Raw genomic sequence first — 18,742 nt, 5'->3', positions numbered from 1 at the left:
CTTTCGTCGGTGTCGGGACGGTGGATGCTGACGGAGTGCCGAGCGTGCCGGGCCCGGGCCGGGTGACCTGGCCAGGGCCTACGGCGTCAGACCGCCCGCCATGCCGCAAGGGCGATCCCCGGCTCGTCCTTGCGGCGGGTGACCCGGAGTTCACCGGTTCCCGGGGAGAGCGTCGCGGCGACCACACGGCCCTCCTCGTCCTCCGTCAGCGACACCAGGGCGTCGGCGGGGAGTTCCGGCCCCGACTCCGTCCACCAGGCGCCCGCGGACTCGTCCTCGGTCGGGTAGGCGGCGAAGGCCACCCGTCCGCTCGCCGAGCGCTGGGCGAGCAACGTGCAGTCGTGGCCGTCCAGTTCGCAGCGGACGACACAGACGGAACCCGGGCCGGCCGAGGCCAGGAGGGCCACGGGCTTGGTGCCGGGACGCCAGGCGCACACATCGCCCGATTCGTCGGTGAAGAAGAGCGTCGTGGAGCCGACGGAGGTCGCGAGAGCGCGCAGGGTGTCCGGGCGGACCGGTGCCTCCAGCGCCTCGTCCAGGGCGGGTACCGAGCCCGCCTCCTCCTGGCGCCAGTGCAGCACGCCGCCCGGAACGGCCGCGTACAGCTCGACTCGGCCGGACATCCCCGTCACGGCCGCCAAGTCCCCTTGGACGTCATGCCCCTTGAGGTCGCGCCAGGGCCCCCAGCCGCCCTTCTGCTTCTGGCCGACCATGCTGACTCCGCCGCTCTTGTTGCGCACGAAGACATGGGCGCGCCCCTCCGCGTCGACCGCGACGGCGGGGTTGCCGGTCCGGCCCCCGGTGCGGTCGGGGTGACCGATCGGGTTCCAGTCGAGGGCGGAGAGGTCCGGCCGGAAGTGGGTCGAGTGGACGAGGCCCGACTCGTCGCGGACGGTCGGACGCCAGGAGACCAGATGGGTGTAGAGGTCGGGTCCTTGACCCAGGGCCATGACGGGGTGCAGGCGTTGGGCGCCGCCCACGGTACGCGGAGGGTCCCATGGGCCACCGGGTCCGCGCTCCGCCCGGCAGCGGACGGTGGCCTCCGACAGCAGGTACGCGCTGAGCCTGCCGTCGCGGCCACGTATGAGCCAGTCGACGTTCACCGGTTCACCTTAATCGGGGACGGGCCGCTCGCCGAGGCCCGCCCCCGCACCGGTCAACCGCTCACAGGCGCTTGGCGCTGCGCAGCAGCCCGGCGTAGAAGCCGTTGCCGTCGATCCGGGAGGCACCGCCCTTGTCGCCCATGGTCGGTCCGTTGACCTCCTTGCGACTGGAGATGAAGACGCGGTGGCCGTCGGTATCCACGCCCAGGTACAGGGCGACGTGGTCCAGGTGGTTGCCGGTGCGGTGGTCCATCTTGAAGAAGAGGAGGTCACCGGGCTGGACCACGTCGATGTTCTTGGGGCGCGTGTACCAGGGGGACGGCCCGGAGAGCTTCAGGATGTCGACGCCGATCTTCGACCGGGCCATGCCGTCGGCGCTGCGCGGCAGTCCGTCGCCGGAGAGGTTCGTCGCCATCAGCGGGTAGCGGGCCCGGTAGCCCCAGATCATGCGCATGAACCCGGAGCAGTCCAGGGCGCGGTAACGCTCCTTGCGCGCCACCATCGAGGTGCCGTCGCGGAAGGTGTAGTTGATGCCCAGGTAGTCGTAGAAGTCGTTCTGTTCGAGGCGGTCGACGCCGTCCTCCTTGAAGGGGCCGAAGACCGCGTCGCCCGCGTACGGGACGCCCTCGTCGTCCTTCTTCACCGGTGCGCCGTCGACGTACTGGAAGGCGATCGCGAAGATGTCGTCGGCCTCGCTGCCGTAGAACTCCTTGAACCAGTCCTTGAACCACTTCTCCTTCTCGGCACCCTTGCGCCAGGCCTCCGGCATCAGACGCACCCAGTCCTGTGTCACCACGCGGGACTGGGTGTTGGCCGGCTCGGTGAGGGTGCGGGAGGGGCCCCGGAGGGTCGCGGTGCGGGCGCCGTCCGTGAAGGTGGCGAGGATGTCGCCGTTCTCGCCGCGCAGCACGGAGCGGGTCGGGTTGTTCAGTCGCTCCCAGGTCTGCTTGCCGGTGGCCTTGCCCGAGTTCTCCAGGGCCGGCTTGTCGGTGACGGCCTGCACGGCCGGGACCTTCGCCTCCTCGTCCTTGCGGAGTTCGAAGGTGAAGTAGGCGCTGCCCGCGAGCAGCGCGAGGACCGTGGCCGCGTGGAGGACGGGACGGCCTTTGCGCTTCGGCATGGTGACGGCTCCAGAGGTTCCGAAGTAAGAGGCGGGCTCAGGCGGACGGCATGGCGCCGAGAAGGATTCCGGCGGTCAGCACGACATAGGTGGCGAGCGTGACCGAGCCGGTCGACAACAGCGTGGCCCCCTTGGGCTGGCGCACCAGCTGGTAGCCGACGAGCCCGGGGACGATGAAGCCCAGGGTCTGGTTGGCGTACAGCAGCGGGAACTCCATCTGGAGCACGATGATCACGGACGCCTGGATCAGTACGCCGGTCAGCACGACGGCCGCGAACAGCCGCTTGCCGTAGAGGATCACGAAGCGCTGGAGCAGCAGGGTGGTGACGTACGTCAGGACGGTCACGCCGAGGACGAGCGCGGCGCGCTGCAGGTCCTCGATGAGGGTGAGCGCCAGCCAGCCAGGGGTGATCATGCCGCCGGGCGAGAGGTTGGTGGTGAGGTAGCAGATCAGCGAGAACATCAGGCCCAGGCCGATGCCGATCGCGGCGATCTCGGGGGTGAGGACGGAGGGGATCAACGGGGCTCTCCTGGGCTGCGCCACTGCTGGGGGTCGTCGTCGGGGTGTGTGGGAGGTACGCGGGGTTCGAACAGGCCGCGGGACCCGGGCTGTTCGCCGGACCCGGGCGGCTGGGGCCGCGTGTCGGCGGGCCCCTGCGACCCGTCCGGCCAGAGCTCACGGGCCTGTTCGGGCCGGTAGACCTGCTCCGGCTGGTGGCTCCGGTGCGGATACTCCGGCTGCGGCTGCTGGTGCGGGTGCTCCGACCGGTGCGGCTGCTCCGGTTGGTGCTGCTGTGTCTGCTGCGGGTGTTCGGGGCGCGCCCGCCGTGACCGGCCCTCCGGCGCGGACGCGCCGAGCGGGTCCGTCTGCGGGTGCGCCGCCTGCGGCCGGCCCTGCTGCGGGTGCCCCTGCTGAGGCTGACCCTGCGGCTCGAGCGTCGCCGGCGGGTGACCCTGCTGGACGTGTCCGGCCTGCGGCCGGCCCTGCGGAGGCCGGCCGTGCTGGTCGTGCGTCGCCTGCGGATGACCCTGCTGGTGATGCCCGGCCTGCGGCCGGCCCTGCTGGGGACGGCCCCGGCGCGGAAGGCCCTGCTGTTCGGGCGTCGCCTGCGGGTGACCCTGCTGGGGGTACGGGTTGTCCGCGGTGCGCTGTGCGGGGACGTGGGTCTGGGGCGCGTAACGCGTCTCGTACGCCTCCGAGTACCGCTGGTAGGGGTCGATACGCGGCGCGTACAGCTGCACGGTCTCGACGTGCTCGCGCACGGGCGTCGGCACACGCGGCTCGTCGGCCGTGTCGCCGGGACGGCCGGCGTGCTCGGCGTCACCGGCGGCGTTCTCGTCCGCGTTCTCGTCCACGCTGTCGTCCGCGGGGAGTTCGGCGAGGTGCTCCAGCAGGTGCTCGCCCTGGCCGTGGATGTTGCCGATGGCCACCAGCGAGCTGTCCGCGCCGAGCTCGCCCAGCAGCTGCCGCATGAACTCCTCGGGGTCGCGGCGGTCGCCGCCGAGGTCGACCGCGCGGGAGCGGTACTCCGCGGGCATCGCGTCGATGGCGCTCTTGGCCGGGTGGCCGATCACGAAGACCTTCTCGGGGTCCAGCTCGGGGATGATCTCGCCCATCTGACCGTTGCGCTCGACGCGGTCGGGGCGGCAGTTGATGACCACGTTGAGCGGGCGGTGGATGGCGCCGAGATCGAGCAGCTGGTTGATGTTCATCAGCGTCGACTCGGGGTCGTTGGCCGCGAAGACGTTGGCGAAGCGGACCTTCTTGCCGTCCTCGGTGACGTACCGCTCGACGGAGAGGACACCGGGGTCCGGCGGCGCGTCGTACATGCCTTGGAGGGCCGTCTCCCGCTCCACGCCGAGGAGTTCGGCGACGGTGAGCGCGATCGCCACGTTCTCCTTGAAGGTGAACCAGCTGAACCCGCGCAGCTCCTCGTCCGAGACCGTTTCCGGGTCGGCGTAGATCAGCTTGCAGTCGCGGGAGTCGGCCTCCTCCTGGAGGATCGCGAAGCGCTCCTGCTCGGCGGTGACACAGATACCGCCCTCCGGCATGGACCGGGAGAGCGAGCGGGCCACGTCGTCGAGGGTGGGGCCCATCTCGGCGAGGTGGTCCTCACGGACGTTGCACAGGACGCCGATCGTGGAGCGGATCAGCTTGGACTGGTTGATCTCCTGGAGGGCCGGCATGACGGCCATGCACTCGATGACCAGGGCGTCCGGGTTGTACGCCGCCGCGCGCCGGACGATGCCGATCTGCTCGACGACGTTGGCGATGCCGAACTTGCGGTAGACCGGCTCCTCGGTGGCGTCGGGGTGGATGAACCGGGCCGCCGTACCGGTGGTCTTGGCGACCGTGGTCAGCCCTCCGCCGCGCAGCGCGCCCGCGCAGAGCCGGGTGATGGACGACTTGCCGCGGATGCCGTTGACCAGCACCCGGGTGGGAATGTTGTCCAGGTTGGTGAAGTGCCGCCGCTGTTCGACGATGCCCGCCACCAGCAGGATCGCGCAGCACACCACCAGGACGGTGAAGAGGAAGAGCACGGCTGATCAGTTCCTTACGTGCTGCTGGGGCGCGGTGCCGGGTGCGCTCCGGCGCGGGGACGGCTGTTGTCTGCGCTGTTCCTGGAGCTGCTGGCGGACGAGTTCCAGGGAGCGGGTGACCGCGCCGACCTCGTCGTGGTTGCGCGGGAACAGGACGGTCTTGCGGTCGCCGCCGGCCAGCGCCTCGGCCTGGCCGGCCAGGGCGCGCAGCGGCCGGGCCACCACGATGTGCATCCAGCCGAGGCAGGCGGCCGCCGCGGCGGCACCCAGCAGTCCGGCGAGCACCGTGCGGTGCTGCACGTCGTACTCGGGGATGGCGAGCCGGTCCGCGGGCTGCCAGCTGACGACGGTCCAGCCGAGCTGCTTGGCGGGGCCGCCTCCCACGAAGGGGGCCGCGGCGGCGATCTGCACGCCGTCCTCGCGGTAGAGGACACCGGCGGCGTGCGCGGACTTGCCGACCTTCTGCCCGGCCGCGAAGACCAGGTCCTTCAGGCGCTGGTTGGGCAGCGACTGGAAGGCGAGGTAGCCGGTGTTTCCCGCGATGACCTTGCCCTGGTCGTCGACGAGGCGTACGACCCCGAGGCCCGGGCGCTTGAGCACCGAGTTGAGGAAGTCGAGCCGGAACTCACCGACCAGCGCGGACCCGTCGCGGCCGGGGATCTCCGCGGTGCCGACCACGAGCGGCTTCTTGCCTCCCTGGCCGAGCAGCTGGATGGGGTCGGCGGTGGCGGGCTTGGGCCGCGCCTCTCGGGGCTTGTCGCCGACCTGGGCGACCACGTCGCCGGAGGCGTCGACGACGTAGAGCGACTGGTAGCGCAGGTGCTGGTTGAGCGTGCGGTCCAGCACCTTGGTCATGTCGTCCGGGGTGGTGCGGTCGCCGATCAGCGTGGCCACGGACTGGAGGTCGGCCTCGCCCTCGTTGAGCGCGCGGCGCACCCGGTCGGTGAGCGTGTCGGTGCGTTCGCGCTGGTCGTTCACGAGCTGCTGCGGTACGACGACGGTGCCGTCGGCCCGGTTCAGGATGAGCAGCAGCGGGGCCGACCAGGCGAGCAGCAGGACCGCGCAGACGGCGAGCAGTCCGCGGGTTCCGATGCGGCGCGGGCCGCGCGGGCGGGGCGCGGCCTCGCTCCGCTCCGCGCCTTCGCCGAGCAGCTGGCCGCGCAGCCCTTCCAGGGCCGTGCCGATCCGGCGGGCCTCGCCGTAGCCGGGGACGCTCACCGGGCGTGCCAGGTCGCCGCGGGTGAGGCGGCGCGACTCCAGGAAGAGCCGGATGAGCGGCCGCTGCACCGTACCGAGCAGCACGGCGACGGCGATGCCGCCGATGACCAGGAGGGCGCCGCCGGCGAGCAGCCCGAAGACGGGGGAGGTGGAACGGGTGGGGTCCTCGGCGACCTTCACCATGGCGACCACGGTGAGGCCGAGGGCGGTCGCGGTGGTGGTCTCGCCGGGCTGCGGCGCGGAGAGCGTGGCGTAGCCGGCGACGGACCGGTCGCTGAGGAACGTGCCGCCGAGCAGGCTGCCGCTCACGCCCAGGTAGCCGCCGGAGCCGGGCTCCTTGGTGCTGAGCGGGTGCTCCCCGGCCTTGCTCGCCGCCGTCTTCGCGAAGGACTTGAGCTGCTTGTTGGACGCGGCGACCTCTTCGCGCTGGAGGTCGGTGAGGACCTGCTCGGGCTCGGGGATGCCGTCGCTGCTGAGGATCGCCCCGGAGCGGTCCACGACCGCGATGGAGCGGAACTGGCCGAGGCTGATGCCGGGGAACTTGAGGCTGTTGGAGGCGACGAGAAGCAGCTGCGGCTTGCCCGGCCAGGACAGCAGCGCGAAGGACAGCAGCCGGACCTCGCCGTTCTCCAGGCGCACCATGCGGGGCGCGAGCCCGCCCTCGTCGCTGAGCGTGGACCGGTCGAGGGAGGTCAGCGGGACGGTCTCGCCGCGGGTCGCGACGAGCTTGCCCGACCGGATCTCGATGACCGCCGTGCCCATCCACTTCTGGTACGTGTTGCCCAGTTTGTCGAGCACGGTGTCGCCGGAGACCGGCGCGCCCGCGCTGAACAGGGCGGCGGAGCGGTCGAGGTCGGTCACCGACTCGTCGATGGAGGCCCGCAGGGCGATCGCGCCGTCCTCCGCGAAGTGCTGCTGGGACGTCTGGACGGCCTTGGGCAGGCTGGTGTCACCGGCCGGACCGAGCACGAGCGCCGTGACGGCCGCGAGCGAGAGGAGGAGGGCCGACAGGACCGCTATGGGCGGTCGTATGCCGCCAAGCAGCGACATATCAGCTCTGCGGCGAGCACGGTGCTGCCGCGCCGGGGGCGATGGCGCCAACGGACAGGTCCTCTCAAGCGGTTGTACGGGCAGGCGTGTGCGGAAGCGGCCTGCTTGCGGGTGCGGGTGCGGGCGTGACACAGGGGCACAGAAGGGAAAATTGAGTCTCTGCGCGTGTCAGACCGGCGAAGGCGTCAGGAAGTTGCACAGATTAAAAGTGATCTGAGCAACAACAACGTTTCGGATGGGCATGTTCGGGCAGGACCGATCGATTCCGGTTCGGCCGGTGTCCGTCACCGCTCCGGCGGCGCGGGCTGCGTACCCGCGCCCGGCCGGCCGGCGGCGCCGGCACGGGCGGACCCGGACGTCGGCTCACGGCCCGCGACAAGGGCAGTGCCCGGCCCGGGGCGGGCCGGGCACGGATCCTCGCGCCGGTCGGCCTCAGCCCGGCAGCTCCGTGAGGGGCTTGAGGCCGTCCTTCGCCGCTCCGCGGTTGAGCATGGTGCCCTCGGTCCGCTCGAAGGCCAGCCGGAGACGGGACCGCTCCTGGTCGCTCAGATCGTCGCGCTTGAGCTCCGCCGCGACGTCCACCAGCCGGTAGTTCTTGACGTCACCCTTCGCCGGCTCGGCCGGGGTGCCGTCCTCGGTCGCCTCGGGGTCCGGCGGAATCTCCACGAGGGTCGGCTCGTAGCGGGCCTCGACGTCCCACTTGCCGCCGTGCTCGGTGAAGGTGAACCAGCCGATCACGCCCTCCTCGGTGAGTCCCGTCGGCACGTCGTGGCGCGCGACCTGGTTGCCGAGGCCGTACACGATCCAGGTGCCGTCGACCTTCTCCATCGGCTGCACGACATGCGCGTGGTGCCCGATGACCAGGTCGATACCGGTCTCCCGGGCCAGCTGCCGGGCGAACTTGAGCTGCGGGGTCGACGGATTGGGGTGGTGCTCACGGCCCCAGTGGATGGAGAGGATCACGACCTCGGCGCCGGCCGAGCGGGCCCGCTTCTCGGCCGTCCTGATCCGGCCCAGGTCGTTCTGGTTGACCAGCCACGGCTTGTCCTTGGGCAGCTCGTGGGCGTTGAAGCCGAAGGCGAAGGAGATCTGCGCGACCTTCACACCCTTGACGTCCATGATCAACGGGGTGAGCGCGTCCTTCTCGGTGCGGAAGGAGCCCGTGTGCTTGAGGCCCGCGGAGTCCAGGGTGTCGAGGGTGCGCTTCACACCGGCGTAGCCGTGGTCGATCGAGTGGTTGGAGGCGGTCGAGCAGGTGTCGTAACCGATGTCCTTGATGGTCCCGGCTATCTGCGGCGGTATGAGGAAGTTGGGGTAGCTCTCGAAGGGGCCCTTCGGCTTGCCCATCACCGGCTCCATGTGACAGATCCCCAGGTCCGCCTTGCTGATCACCGGCTTGATCCCGGCCATGAGCGGACCGAAGTCCAGACCGTCGACCCCCCGGCCGGTCTCCTTGGCATCAGCCGTCGCCTGCTCGATGAGCTGAGGATGGATCAGAATGTCGCCGGCCGCGGCTACGGTGAACGAACGTCCGCCCCCCTTCGACGTGGAGTCGGAGTCCCCGTCCCCTCCGACGAGGCCGCACCCCGACAGTGCGGCGACGAGGGTGAGCGGGGCCAGGAGGGTGGGCAAGGTGCGGCGGTTACGACGTCTGGTCACCGAGATATCTTGATACAACCATGAGGGCAAACCGCTCCAGAACGATAACGATCGCAACACTTCTCTTGCTCATCACCGCTCTCGCCTGTTGGGGAACGGTGGTCCTGCGCGACACCCGCGACACCGGCGGGGAGTCGGCCTCCGGCCGCCCCGGGGACGGCCCGCCGTCCGTCGACCTGGCCCGCTCCGTCGCGGCGTACACCGACCGGTTCGCACCCGACGGCACCTTCCGGCCCCCCTCCCGCGCCGAGCGGCAGACGGTCGCCGACGGAGTGGGACTCCTCCTCGACCACCACCGAGAGCAGGCCGAACAGCGGCTCGCGGAGGTCGACTTCGCCGTGCGCACCCTGGTCGACAGCGCCACCGGCCGACAATTCGCAGAGGTGTACGACCATGTCGACCAGGGGCCCTCGCCGCGCGGCTGGGGCCGCGTCTTCATCGGCCTGGACCACCCCGTCCGCTGGTCGGTTCAGGTGCCCCATCCGGTCGCGGACCAGCACACGGAACTGCTGGGCGTACGCGTTCTGAGAGCCTCGCCAGGCGGCCTCCTGGTCGTTGCCGGAGCACATCGCAAATCCGGCGAGGGGGATGCCGCGGACGTGGCGCACCGCCGCGACACGGTCTTCCACGCGGTCTGCTCCGAACTCGTCCGGCGCCGTGTCGCCGGCATCCAGCTGCACGGCTTCGCCCAGGAGTCCGCCCCGCGCTACGACGTGATCGCCTCGGCGGGTGCCGGAACGGCGGGCCGCCCCGCCGGCCGCCGGCTCGCCGACGCGCTCGGCGCCAAGGACTTCGCCGTGTGCCGGGCCTGGGTCCGCTCCTGCCCGCTCGCCGGCCGGGACAACGTGCAGGGGCGCTGGGCCGCCGAGAAGAGGGTTCCGTTCCTCCATGTGGAGTTCGCCCCGGGGCCGCGCTCGGACGCCCGGAAGGCTGCCCGGGTGGCCGAGGCCGTGTCCGTCGTCACACGCCGCTGGGCCGAGGATGTTCCGGCAGAGTGAGGGCATGACGACTCTGCTCATCGTGGACGGCGCCAACGTGGTGGGGTCCGTGCCGGACGGCTGGTGGCGCGACCGCCGCGGCGCCGCCGAGCGGCTCAGGGACCGGCTGGCGGACTTCGCCGAGCGGGGCCTGCCCGGCCACCCGGGCCCCCTGGAGATCGTCCTGGTGGTGGAGGGCGCGGCGCGCGGGGTGGCTTCCGTCCCCGGGGTCCGTGTCGACGAGGCGCCGGGCAGCGGCGACGACCGCATGGTGGAGCTGGTGGCCGAGGCCGCCGGCCGCACCCGTCTGGTCGTCACGGCCGACCGCGAACTGCGGCGCCGGGTCGGCGAACTGGGCGCGGAGGTCACCGGGCCGCGCACGGTACGCCCCCGCCCCTGACCCCGCCGGTCGGCGCGCACCGCACCGCTCCACGGCCCCTCGTACCCGGCGGCCCCGCGAGGACTTCGTCCGGGCCTGTGCGGACCTCGACCGGGCCCGGGAACGCCGAAGGGCCCCGCCGTCACCGTCGGAGCGGGACGTACGGGGCCCGAGGGCAGAGCGGACCGGCTAGCGGCCGGGGCCACCGGGCGGGCCCTCCGCCTCGCCCAGCGTCGTCTCCTCGTGCCGGCCCAGGCGGCTGTGGGAGCGCCCGTACAGGAAGTACACGACGACGCCGATCACCATCCAGATCGCGAACCGCAGCCAGGTCTCCGCGGGCAGGTTCAGCATCAGCCACAGCGTCGCGAGGACCGACAGGATCGGCACCCACGGCACCCACGGGGTGCGGAAGGAGCGGGGCAGGTCGGGGCGGGTGTGGCGGAGCACGACGACGCCGACGGCGACCACGATGAAGGCGAAGAGCGTGCCGATGTTGACCAGTTCGGCCAGCTCGCTGAGGCTGGTGAAGCCCGCGAGGATCGCGATGATCACACCGAGCAGGATGGTCGGCCGGTGCGGGGTGCGGAACCTCGGGTGCACGCGGGAGAAGAAGCGCGGCAGCAGTCCGTCGCGGCTCATCGCGAAGAACACACGGGTCTGGCCGAGCAGCAGGATCATGCAGACCGTGGTCAGCCCGACGGCGGCGCCGAAGCTGATGACGCCCGCGTACCAGGGGTGCCCCGTGGCCTTGAACGCGTCGGCGAGCGGGGCGTCGATGGACAGCTGGCTGTAGTGCTGCATGCCCGTGACCACGATCGACACGAGGACGTAGAGCGTGGTGCAGATGATCAGCGAGCCGAGGATGCCGCGCGGCATGTCGCGCTGCGGGTTCTTCGTCTCCTCGGCGGCCGTGGCGACCACGTCGAAGCCGATGAAGGCGAAGAACACGACGGACGCCGCGGTGAAGATGCCCATCACGCCGAAGTTGGTCGGCGCCCAGCCGAACATCAGCTGGATCAGCGGCGACTTGATGCCACTGCCCGCCTCCACGGCCTGCGCCTTGGGGATGAACGGCGAGTAGTTCTTGCCCTCGATGAAGAAGGCGCCCGCGATGATCACGATCAGGACGACCGTGACCTTGATCGCGACGACCAGCGTGGTGATCCGGGCGGAGAGCTTCACGCCGATGACGAGGATGGCGGTGAGCACCAGCACCAGCGCGGCGGCGAGGATGTCGAAACCGAACCCGTCCGCCCCCTCGCGCCCGCTGAGCGCCTCCGGCATGTGCCAGCCCGCGTTGTCCATCAGCGAGCGCACATAGCCCGACCAGCCGACGGCCACCACCGCCGTGCCGAGCGCGAACTCCAGGACCAGGTCCCAGCCGATGATCCAGGCGGGCAGCTCGCCGAGGGACGCGTAGGAGAACGTGTACGCGGACCCCGCGACCGGGACCGTGGAGGCGAACTCCGCGTAGCACAGGGCCGCCAGCGCGCAGGCGACGCCCGCGGCGACGAAGGCCAGCGAGACCCCCGGCCCCGCGTTCTCCTTGGCCACTTTGCCGGTGAGGACGAAGATGCCGGTGCCGATGATGACACCGACTCCGAACACGGTGAGGTCCAGAGCGGACAGCGTCTTTTTGAGCGCGTGCTCCGGCTCCTCAGTATCCAAGATCGATTGTTCGACCTTCTTCGTTCTGAAGAGGGTGTTGCTCACGGACGTACCTCCCACGCTTGTCGTCCTCGACATGATCGAGAGGGCAGGTAGCACGTATCCCCCGACGCGGCCCGGTTCACGCAAATGGGCCGGTTTCACCACCCGTACAGGGTGCTGAAACCGGCCCTTCGGCCCAGCCGCGGTACGTCAGTCGCGCGCGGGCTCCACCGCGTCCACGGCCTGCACGGCGGTGCGCTCGTAGCGGCCGTCGAGCTTGGCCACCAGTCCCGTCACCTGCCGGGCGATGTCCGGCGCGGTCAGGCCGATCTCCGCCATGACCTCGGCGCGCGAGGCGTGGTCGAGGAAGCGCGGCGGGATGCCGAAGTCGCGCAGCGGTACGTCGACGCCCGCGTCGCGCAGGGCCTGCGCGACCGCCGACCCGACACCGCCGACCCGGGAGTTGTCCTCGACGGTGACGACCACGCGGTGCTGCTCGGCGAGCGGGGCCATGGCCTCGTCGACCGGCTTGACCCAGCGCGGGTCGACGACGGTGGTGGAGATGCCCTGCCGGTCGAGGAGAGCGGCGATCTCCAGGCACATCGGGGCGAGCGCGCCGACGGAGACCAGCAGCACGTCGGGCGCGTCGGTGCCGGGCGCCCGCAGGACGTCCATCCCGCCGATCCGGCCCACGGCGGGGACGGCCGGGCCGACCGCGCCCTTGGAGAAGCGCACCACGGTGGGCGCGTCCTTCACGTCGACGGCCTCGCGCAGCTGGGCACGGACCTGGTCGGCGTCGCGCGGCGCCGCGAGCCTGAGGCCCGGGACGACCTGGAGGATGGACATGTCCCACATGCCGTTGTGCGAGGCGCCGTCGGTGCCGGTGACGCCCGCGCGGTCCAGGACGAAGGTGACGCCGCACTTGTGCAGGGCCACGTCCATCAGGACCTGGTCGAAGGCGCGGTTGAGGAAGGTCGCGTAGACGGCGAACACGGGGTGCAGTCCGCCGGTGGCGAGGCCCGCCGCGGAGACCGCGGCGTGCTGCTCGGCGATACCGACGTCGTACACCCGTTTGGGGAAGGCCTTGGCGAACCGGTCGAGGCCGACCGGCTGGAGCATCGCGGCGGTGATCGCGACGATGTCCTCGCGCTCCTTGCCGAGCTCGACCATCTCCTCGCCGAAGACGGAGGTCCAGTCGGCGCCGGAGGAGGCGATCGGCAGGCCCGTGTCCGGGTGGATCTTGCCGACGGCGTGGAAGCGGTCCGCCTCGTCCTGGAGGGCGGGCTGGTAGCCGCGGCCCTTCTCGGTGAGGCAGTGCACGATGACCGGGCCGCCGAAGCGCTTGGCGCGGGCGAGAGCCGACTCGAGGGCCTCGATGTCGTGGCCGTCGATCGGGCCGACGTACTTCAGGCCGAGGTCCTCGAACATGCCCTGCGGGGCGATGAAGTCCTTCAGGCCCTTCTTCGCGCCGTGCAGGGTCTCGTAGAGAGGCTTGCCCACGACCGGGGTTCGCTCCAGGAGGTCCTTGCCGCGGGCCAGGAAGCGCTCGTAGCCGTCGGTGGTGCGCAGGGTCGCCAGATGGTTCGCGAGGCCGCCGATGGTCGGCGCGTACGAACGCTCGTTGTCGTTGACGACGATGATCAGCGGGCGGTCCTTGGCGTCGGCGATGTTGTTCAGCGCCTCCCAGGCCATGCCGCCGGTGAGCGCGCCGTCACCGATGACGGCGACCACGTGGTCGTTCCTGCCGAGGACCTCGTTCGCCTTCGACAGGCCGTCGGCCCAGCCGAGGACCGTGGAGGCGTGCGAGTTCTCGATGATGTCGTGCTCGGACTCGGCCTGCGAGGGGTAGCCGGACAGGCCGCCCTTCATCTTCAGCCGGGAGAAGTCCTGGCGGCCGGTGAGCAGCTTGTGGACGTAGGACTGGTGGCCCGTGTCCCACAGCACCCTGTCCTTGGGCGACTCGAAGACGCGGTGCAGGGCGATGGTCAGTTCCACGACACCGAGGTTGGGGCCGAGGTGGCCGCCGGTCTTGGAGACCGCGTCGACGAGGAAGGTCCTGATCTCGCCGGCCAGCTGGTCCAGCTGCTCCAGGCTGAGCCGGTCCAGATCGCGCGGTCCCCTGATGCGGGTCAGCAGCGGCACCCGTGCCTCCTTGCAGTAGAGCTGTTGCCGGGCTTGGTCGAGTCTAATGTTCCGCCTTTGCGGGCGCGGTCCGGCCCCGGCGTTGTACGCCACACGATCGGCGCAACCGGACGGGAACACGCGTTCGCGTCCGGACATGACTGTGCCCGGCGCCGCCATTGGCGCCGGGCACAGTGCCTGTGAGGGTGAGGACCCTACGCGCGACCCGCCGTCTTCTGGGTCTTGCGGGTGACGGCGTCGATGACGACCGTGGCGAGAAGCACACCACCGGTGATCATGTACTGGACCGGCGAGGCGATGCCCTGCAGGGCCAGGCCGTACTGGATCGAGACGATCACCAGAACACCCAGGAGGGCGTTCCAGGTGCGGCCACGGCCACCGAAGAGGCTGGTGCCACCGATGACGGCCGCCGCGATGGCGTTCATCAGGAGGTCACCGGCGCCCGCGCCCTGGTTGGCGGAGGCGATCTTCGAGGCGATGAACAGACCGCCGAGCGCGGCGAAGGTGCCGGAGATCGCGAAGACCGAGATCCGGATCATCTCGACGTTGATACCGGCACGACGGGAGGCCTCGACGCTGCCACCGAGCGCGAAGATCTTCCGGCCGAACGAGGTACGGCGCAGGATGAAGTCCGTGACCAGCAGGACCGCGAGGAAGATCACCACGGCGAGCGGCAGACCCTTGTACTGGTTGTACATGATCCCCACCGCGAAGGTGAGGATGCCCAGCAGCACCGTGCGCGCGATGGTCTCGCTCAGCGGGCGGGACGGCACACCGGCCGCCTCGCGGCGCTTGTTGCCGAGGTAGGAGCTGGCGAAGAACCCGGCGGTCACGACGATCGCGAGCACGTAGGCGGCGGCCACATCGGTGAAGTAGTAGCTGGTCAGCTTGGCGACGACGCCCTCGCTGTCCAGGTTGATGGTGCCGTTGCTGCCGAGGATCTGGAGCATCAAGCCGTTCCAGAACAGCAGACCCGCCAGGGTGACGGCGAAGGCCGGCACACCGATGCGCGCGAAGACGAAGCCCTGGATCGCACCGGCGACCGTGCCGGTGAGGATGGCCAGGACGAACGCCAGCCACTCGTTCATGCCGTGCGTGACGCTGAGCACGGCGAACGTGGCGCCGGCCAGACCGGAGAGCGAACCGACCGACAGGTCGATCTCACCGAGCAGCAGCACGAAGACGATGCCGACCGCGATCATGCCCGTGCCGACCATGGCGACGGAGATGTCGGAGAGGTTGCCGGCGGTGAGGAAGTTCTCGTTCAGGCTCGCGAAGATCGCCCAGATGACGATCAGGCCGATGACGACCGGGATGGAACCCAGGTCGCCGGACTTCAGCTTGCGCTTGAACTCGCTGACGTAACCGGCGAAGCCCTGCTCGCGGACGAGCAGGCGCGGGTCGACGGCGGTGACCGCGTGGGCGGCCGCCTCGGGGTTCTCCACTACGTGGTCCCCGGTCTCAGAAGTCTTGTCGATGCTCACTTCTGAGCCTCCCCGCTGCGCGCCGCACGACGGGTCACGGCGTTCTCCGTGGCGCCCGTGATGGCGGAAATGATCTCTTCCTGGGAGGTCGACTTGACCTCGAAGATGCCGTTGTTGCGTCCGAGACGCAGCACGGCGACCTTGTCGGCCACGGCCTTGACGTCAGCCATGTTGTGGCTGATGAGGATCACGGCGTGGCCCCGCTCGCGCAGACGCTCGACCAGGTCGAGGACCTGGGCGGTCTGCTCGACGCCGAGTGCCGCGGTGGGCTCGTCGAGGATGACGAGCTTGGGCTCACCGAGCATCGAACGGGCGATCGCCACGGTCTGGCGCTGACCGCCGGAGAGCGAGGCGATCGGGATGCGGACGCTGGGGATGCGGATCGACAGCGTGTCCAGCAGTTCGCGGGAGCGGCGCTCCATCTCGACCTCGTCCAGGACACCGCGCTTCTTCAGCTCGCGGCCCAGGTAGAGGTTCCCGACGACATCGATGTTGTCGCAGAGCGCGAGGTCCTGGTAGACCGTCGCGATGCCCAGGTTCTGGGCGTCGTGCGGGCGGTTGATCTGGACGGACTTGCCGTCCCACTCGATGACGCCCTCATCGATGGGGTGCACGCCGGCAATCGTCTTGACCAGCGTGGACTTTCCGGCGCCGTTGTCGCCCACCAGGGCGACCACTTCACCGGCGTGGACCTCAAGCTCTACATCGGTGAGCGCCTGGACGGCACCGAATCGCTTGGAGACCCCGCGCAACGCCAGAACAGGCGTAGCGGACACGTGAACCATCTCCTTCGCCGCCTGACCCGGCGGGAGGTTGTGCAGAAGTTTGCGGTGGGGTTCCGTCCGGCGCCCCGCTTAGCTTGCGGGGCTGTTGGATGCGGGGCGCCGGAGGAGTTTCGTTCACGCGAGTCACGTACGGGAATTCAGTATCGAATTCCCGTACGCGTTTGGCTACTCGCGGTTGTTTACTGCAGGCCGGCCTTCTTGCAGGCGGCGGCGTACGCCGGGGTGCAGATGTCGTTGACCGTGTACAGGCCGTCCTTGACGACAGTGTCCTTGATGTTGTCCTTCGTCAGCGAGGTGACGGGGACCAGCAGGGACGGGATCTGCTTGTCGGTCGGGCTGTCGACCTTGTCCTTGGCGACGGTGTCGAGCGACTTGCCCTGGGCGAGCGCGACGGCCAGCTCCGCGGCCGCGTCGGCCTCCGGGGCGTAGGGCTTGTAGACGCTCATGAACTGCTCACCCGCGAGGATGCGCTGCACACCGGCGAGCTCGGCGTCCTGGCCCGTGACGGGTACCTTGAGGCCGGCGGCCTTCAGCGCGGTGATGATACCGCCGGCCATGCCGTCGTTCGCGGAGTAGACACCGATGATGTTCTTCTTGCCGAGAGCCGAGATCGCCGCCTCCATGTTGGCGTTGGCGTTCTCCGGCTTCCACTCCTTGGTGTCGTACTCCTTGCCGACGTTCACCTTGCCGTCGAGCACCTCGTGGGCGCCGGCCTTGAACTGAGCGGCGTTCGGGTCGGTGACCGAACCGTTCATCATGACGATCTTGCCGTCCTTGGCCTTGGAGCCGAGGGCGGTGAGGAGCGCCTCACCCTGCGTCTTGCCGACAGTCTTGTTGTCGAACGAGGTGTAGGCCGAGATCGGGCCCTGCGCGAGGCGGTCGTAGGCCACGACCGGGATGCCGGCGTCCTTGGCCTTCTGGACCGAGCTCTTGATGGCGGCCGCGTCCACAGCGTCGACGATCAGCACGTCCACCTTGTTGGTGATCATGGTGTCGACCTGCTGGTTCTGCGTGCTCGCGTCCTGCTTGGCGTTGGCGTAGACGACCTTGCCCTTGCCGTTCGTGAGCTCGCTGATCTTCTTCTCGATCAGCGGCTTGTCGAACTTCTCGTAGCGGGCCGTCTGGTTCTCCGGAAGGAGCAGACCGACCTTGATCGCGTCGCCCTTCTTGGCGGAGCTGGCGGAGCTGTCGCTGTCGCCACCCGACTCCTTGGCGCTGCCACAAGCGGCGAGAGAAACGGCCATCGCACCAGCGGCAACGGCAACGGCGGCACGACGCATCTGCGTGTTCACTTTGAAACCTCCCTGACGAGGCCGCGTCGTTGCGGCCGAGGTGGTTTGGAGTCAACTCGGCCACCCGTGCGACGTCAAGAAGTAAATACTTAACGAGATGGCAACGGTGCCATGCGTTCTCTAAGTGAAGGCAGGGGTAGCGGCCGAGAGTGAACCGTCCAAAAGGGTCGAATCACCCATCTCGCTGAGCGCGAGAGCGAGCGCTCCGAGCACCTCCGCACGGCCCCCAAGTGCCCCTGGCAACACCGAGAGTTGACGTGCGGCGCTGGGGATCGCGTAGCGGCCGACAGACTCCCTGATGGGCCCGAGAACGAGCTCTCCGGCCTCGGCGAGATCGCCGCCGAGGACCACCCGGCTCGGGTTCAGCAAATTGCAGAGATTGGCGACTCCACTGCCGATATGTCGGCCGACGTCGGCGATCACCCGACGGCAGCCCGGATCTCCGTCCCGCGCCAGCCTGACCACGCCCTCCATGGTCAGATCGGTGCCGTGACTGGACTGGAGGAGCGGCAGCACATAACGCGCCGCCGCGAAGGTCTCCAGGCAGCCGCGATTGCCGCAACGGCAGACGGGGCCGGATTCATCAAGTGTAATATGCCCGATTTCTCCCGCTGTGCCACCCGGGCCGCGGTAGATCTTGCCCTCTATCACCAGGCCCGCGCCGACACCGCTGGCGACCTTGATGTAAGCCAGGTCCCGGACCCCGCGCCCGCTGCCCCAGACCATCTCGCCGAGCGCGCCGAGATTCGCGTCGTTGTCCACGTAGACAGGCACGCCGAGCCGCCCCCGCAGCTCCTCGGCGGGCCTGGCGCCGGTCCAGCCCGGCAGGATCGAGGTGGACCCCAGAGTCCCCGATTCCACGTCGATGGGCCCCGGCACGCCGAGGCCCACACCCGCGATCTTGGAACGGTCCACACCGGTTGCTGCGATCAGGCGACCGACCAGCTCCTCGGCCCGGTCGAAGCCCTGCGCGGCGGAGGCGTCCACGTCCAGCGGCTCGGACTCCTCCGCCAGCACCTGATGGGCCAGATTTCCGACCGCGACGCGCAAATGCGTGTGCCCGAAGTCGACACCGATGACGATGCCGGCGTCCCCGCTCAAGGACACGCTGCGCGCCCTGCGGCCGCCGGCCGAAGTGGGTGTGACCTCGACCGTCCCGCCGTCCTTGAGTTCACGGACGATATTGGAAACGGTCGCGGCCGACAGGCCCGTCGTCCTCGCGATCTCCGCCTGCGTGAGCGAGCCGGCTAGGCGCACCGCTCGCACGACGCGCTCCAGATTGGCTCGGTGCAGCGAAGACTGCGACCCCGGAGTCTCCATCGACTCATCCACTCCTGCCCTC

At 70.0% G+C, this 18,742-nt stretch carries 14 protein-coding genes; 2 read left to right on the top strand and 12 right to left on the bottom strand.

The features are described 5' to 3' along the window. Positions 1-86: 86 nt before the first annotated feature. The 6 genes from OG788_RS33440 to OG788_RS33415 all read right to left on the bottom strand — a co-directional run bounded on the left by OG788_RS33440 (position 87) and on the right by OG788_RS33415 (position 8,691). On the bottom strand, positions 87-1,103 hold the full coding sequence (locus OG788_RS33440; protein ID WP_406374859.1) for a hypothetical protein: 1,017 nt from the start codon (positions 1,101-1,103) through the stop codon (positions 87-89). 61 nt (positions 1,104-1,164) lie between these two features. Further along, positions 1,165-2,223 (bottom strand): NlpC/P60 family protein, encoded by a 1,059-nt coding sequence (locus OG788_RS33435; RefSeq protein WP_406374858.1) that lies wholly within the window; start codon positions 2,221-2,223, stop codon positions 1,165-1,167. A 37-nt stretch (positions 2,224-2,260) separates the two neighbouring features. Continuing rightward, positions 2,261-2,743, bottom strand: coding sequence for a poly-gamma-glutamate biosynthesis protein PgsC/CapC (locus OG788_RS33430; RefSeq protein ID WP_266763537.1), 483 nt, complete (start codon positions 2,741-2,743; stop codon positions 2,261-2,263). Beyond that, the gene (pgsB, locus tag OG788_RS33425; RefSeq protein WP_406374857.1) at positions 2,740-4,764 is read right to left on the bottom strand and encodes a poly-gamma-glutamate synthase PgsB; all 2,025 of its coding nucleotides are present in this window, start codon (positions 4,762-4,764) and stop codon (positions 2,740-2,742) included. The genes OG788_RS33430 and pgsB overlap by 4 nt, the downstream gene beginning before the upstream one ends. A 6-nt stretch (positions 4,765-4,770) precedes the next feature. Beyond that, positions 4,771-7,032: a cache and HAMP domain-containing protein gene (locus OG788_RS33420; RefSeq protein WP_406374856.1), complete on the bottom strand. Its 2,262-nt coding sequence runs from the start codon at positions 7,030-7,032 to the stop codon at positions 4,771-4,773. Between the two features lie 432 nt (positions 7,033-7,464). After that, positions 7,465-8,691, bottom strand: coding sequence for a CapA family protein (locus OG788_RS33415; RefSeq protein ID WP_406374855.1), 1,227 nt, complete (start codon positions 8,689-8,691; stop codon positions 7,465-7,467). A gap of 65 nt (positions 8,692-8,756) precedes the next feature. Between OG788_RS33415 and OG788_RS33410 the strand changes: the two genes are divergently transcribed. Together OG788_RS33410 and OG788_RS33405 are read left to right on the top strand one after the other, a co-directional pair. Beyond that, positions 8,757-9,689, top strand: coding sequence for a hypothetical protein (locus OG788_RS33410; protein ID WP_406374854.1), 933 nt, complete (start codon positions 8,757-8,759; stop codon positions 9,687-9,689). 4 nt (positions 9,690-9,693) lie between these two features. Further along, positions 9,694-10,068, top strand: coding sequence for an NTP pyrophosphohydrolase (locus tag OG788_RS33405; protein WP_406374853.1), 375 nt, complete (start codon positions 9,694-9,696; stop codon positions 10,066-10,068). 168 nt (positions 10,069-10,236) lie between these two features. On the opposite strand, the gene OG788_RS33400 is transcribed toward OG788_RS33405, so the two are convergent. The 6 genes from OG788_RS33400 to OG788_RS33375 all read right to left on the bottom strand — a co-directional run bounded on the left by OG788_RS33400 (position 10,237) and on the right by OG788_RS33375 (position 18,720). Then, a complete protein-coding gene (locus tag OG788_RS33400) occupies positions 10,237-11,760 on the bottom strand; it encodes an amino acid permease (RefSeq protein WP_406374852.1) in 1,524 nt (507 codons plus the stop codon). Between the two features lie 147 nt (positions 11,761-11,907). Continuing rightward, a complete protein-coding gene (gene dxs / locus OG788_RS33395; RefSeq protein WP_356749188.1) occupies positions 11,908-13,839 on the bottom strand; it encodes a 1-deoxy-D-xylulose-5-phosphate synthase in 1,932 nt (643 codons plus the stop codon). 194 nt (positions 13,840-14,033) lie between these two features. Continuing rightward, a complete protein-coding gene (locus OG788_RS33390) occupies positions 14,034-15,323 on the bottom strand; it encodes a sugar ABC transporter permease (protein WP_406374851.1) in 1,290 nt (429 codons plus the stop codon). Further along, positions 15,320-16,108 carry an ATP-binding cassette domain-containing protein gene (locus tag OG788_RS33385; protein WP_351535741.1) on the bottom strand — a complete coding sequence of 263 codons (789 nt, stop codon included), beginning with the start codon at positions 16,106-16,108 and terminating at the stop codon, positions 15,320-15,322. The genes OG788_RS33390 and OG788_RS33385 overlap by 4 nt, the downstream gene beginning before the upstream one ends. A 179-nt stretch (positions 16,109-16,287) precedes the next feature. After that, positions 16,288-17,388: a substrate-binding domain-containing protein gene (locus OG788_RS33380; RefSeq protein ID WP_351535870.1), complete on the bottom strand. Its 1,101-nt coding sequence runs from the start codon at positions 17,386-17,388 to the stop codon at positions 16,288-16,290. Between the two features lie 132 nt (positions 17,389-17,520). Then, positions 17,521-18,720, bottom strand: a complete 1,200-nt coding sequence (locus OG788_RS33375; protein ID WP_266763527.1) for an ROK family transcriptional regulator — start codon at positions 18,718-18,720, stop codon at positions 17,521-17,523. Positions 18,721-18,742 lie beyond the last annotated feature (22 nt).

This window comes from Streptomyces sp. NBC_00647, from assembly GCF_045207245.1.
In the GTDB taxonomy this organism is placed as follows: Bacteria; Actinomycetota; Actinomycetes; order Streptomycetales; family Streptomycetaceae; genus Streptomyces.
This window is presented reverse-complemented; position numbering and strand designations above follow the sequence as displayed.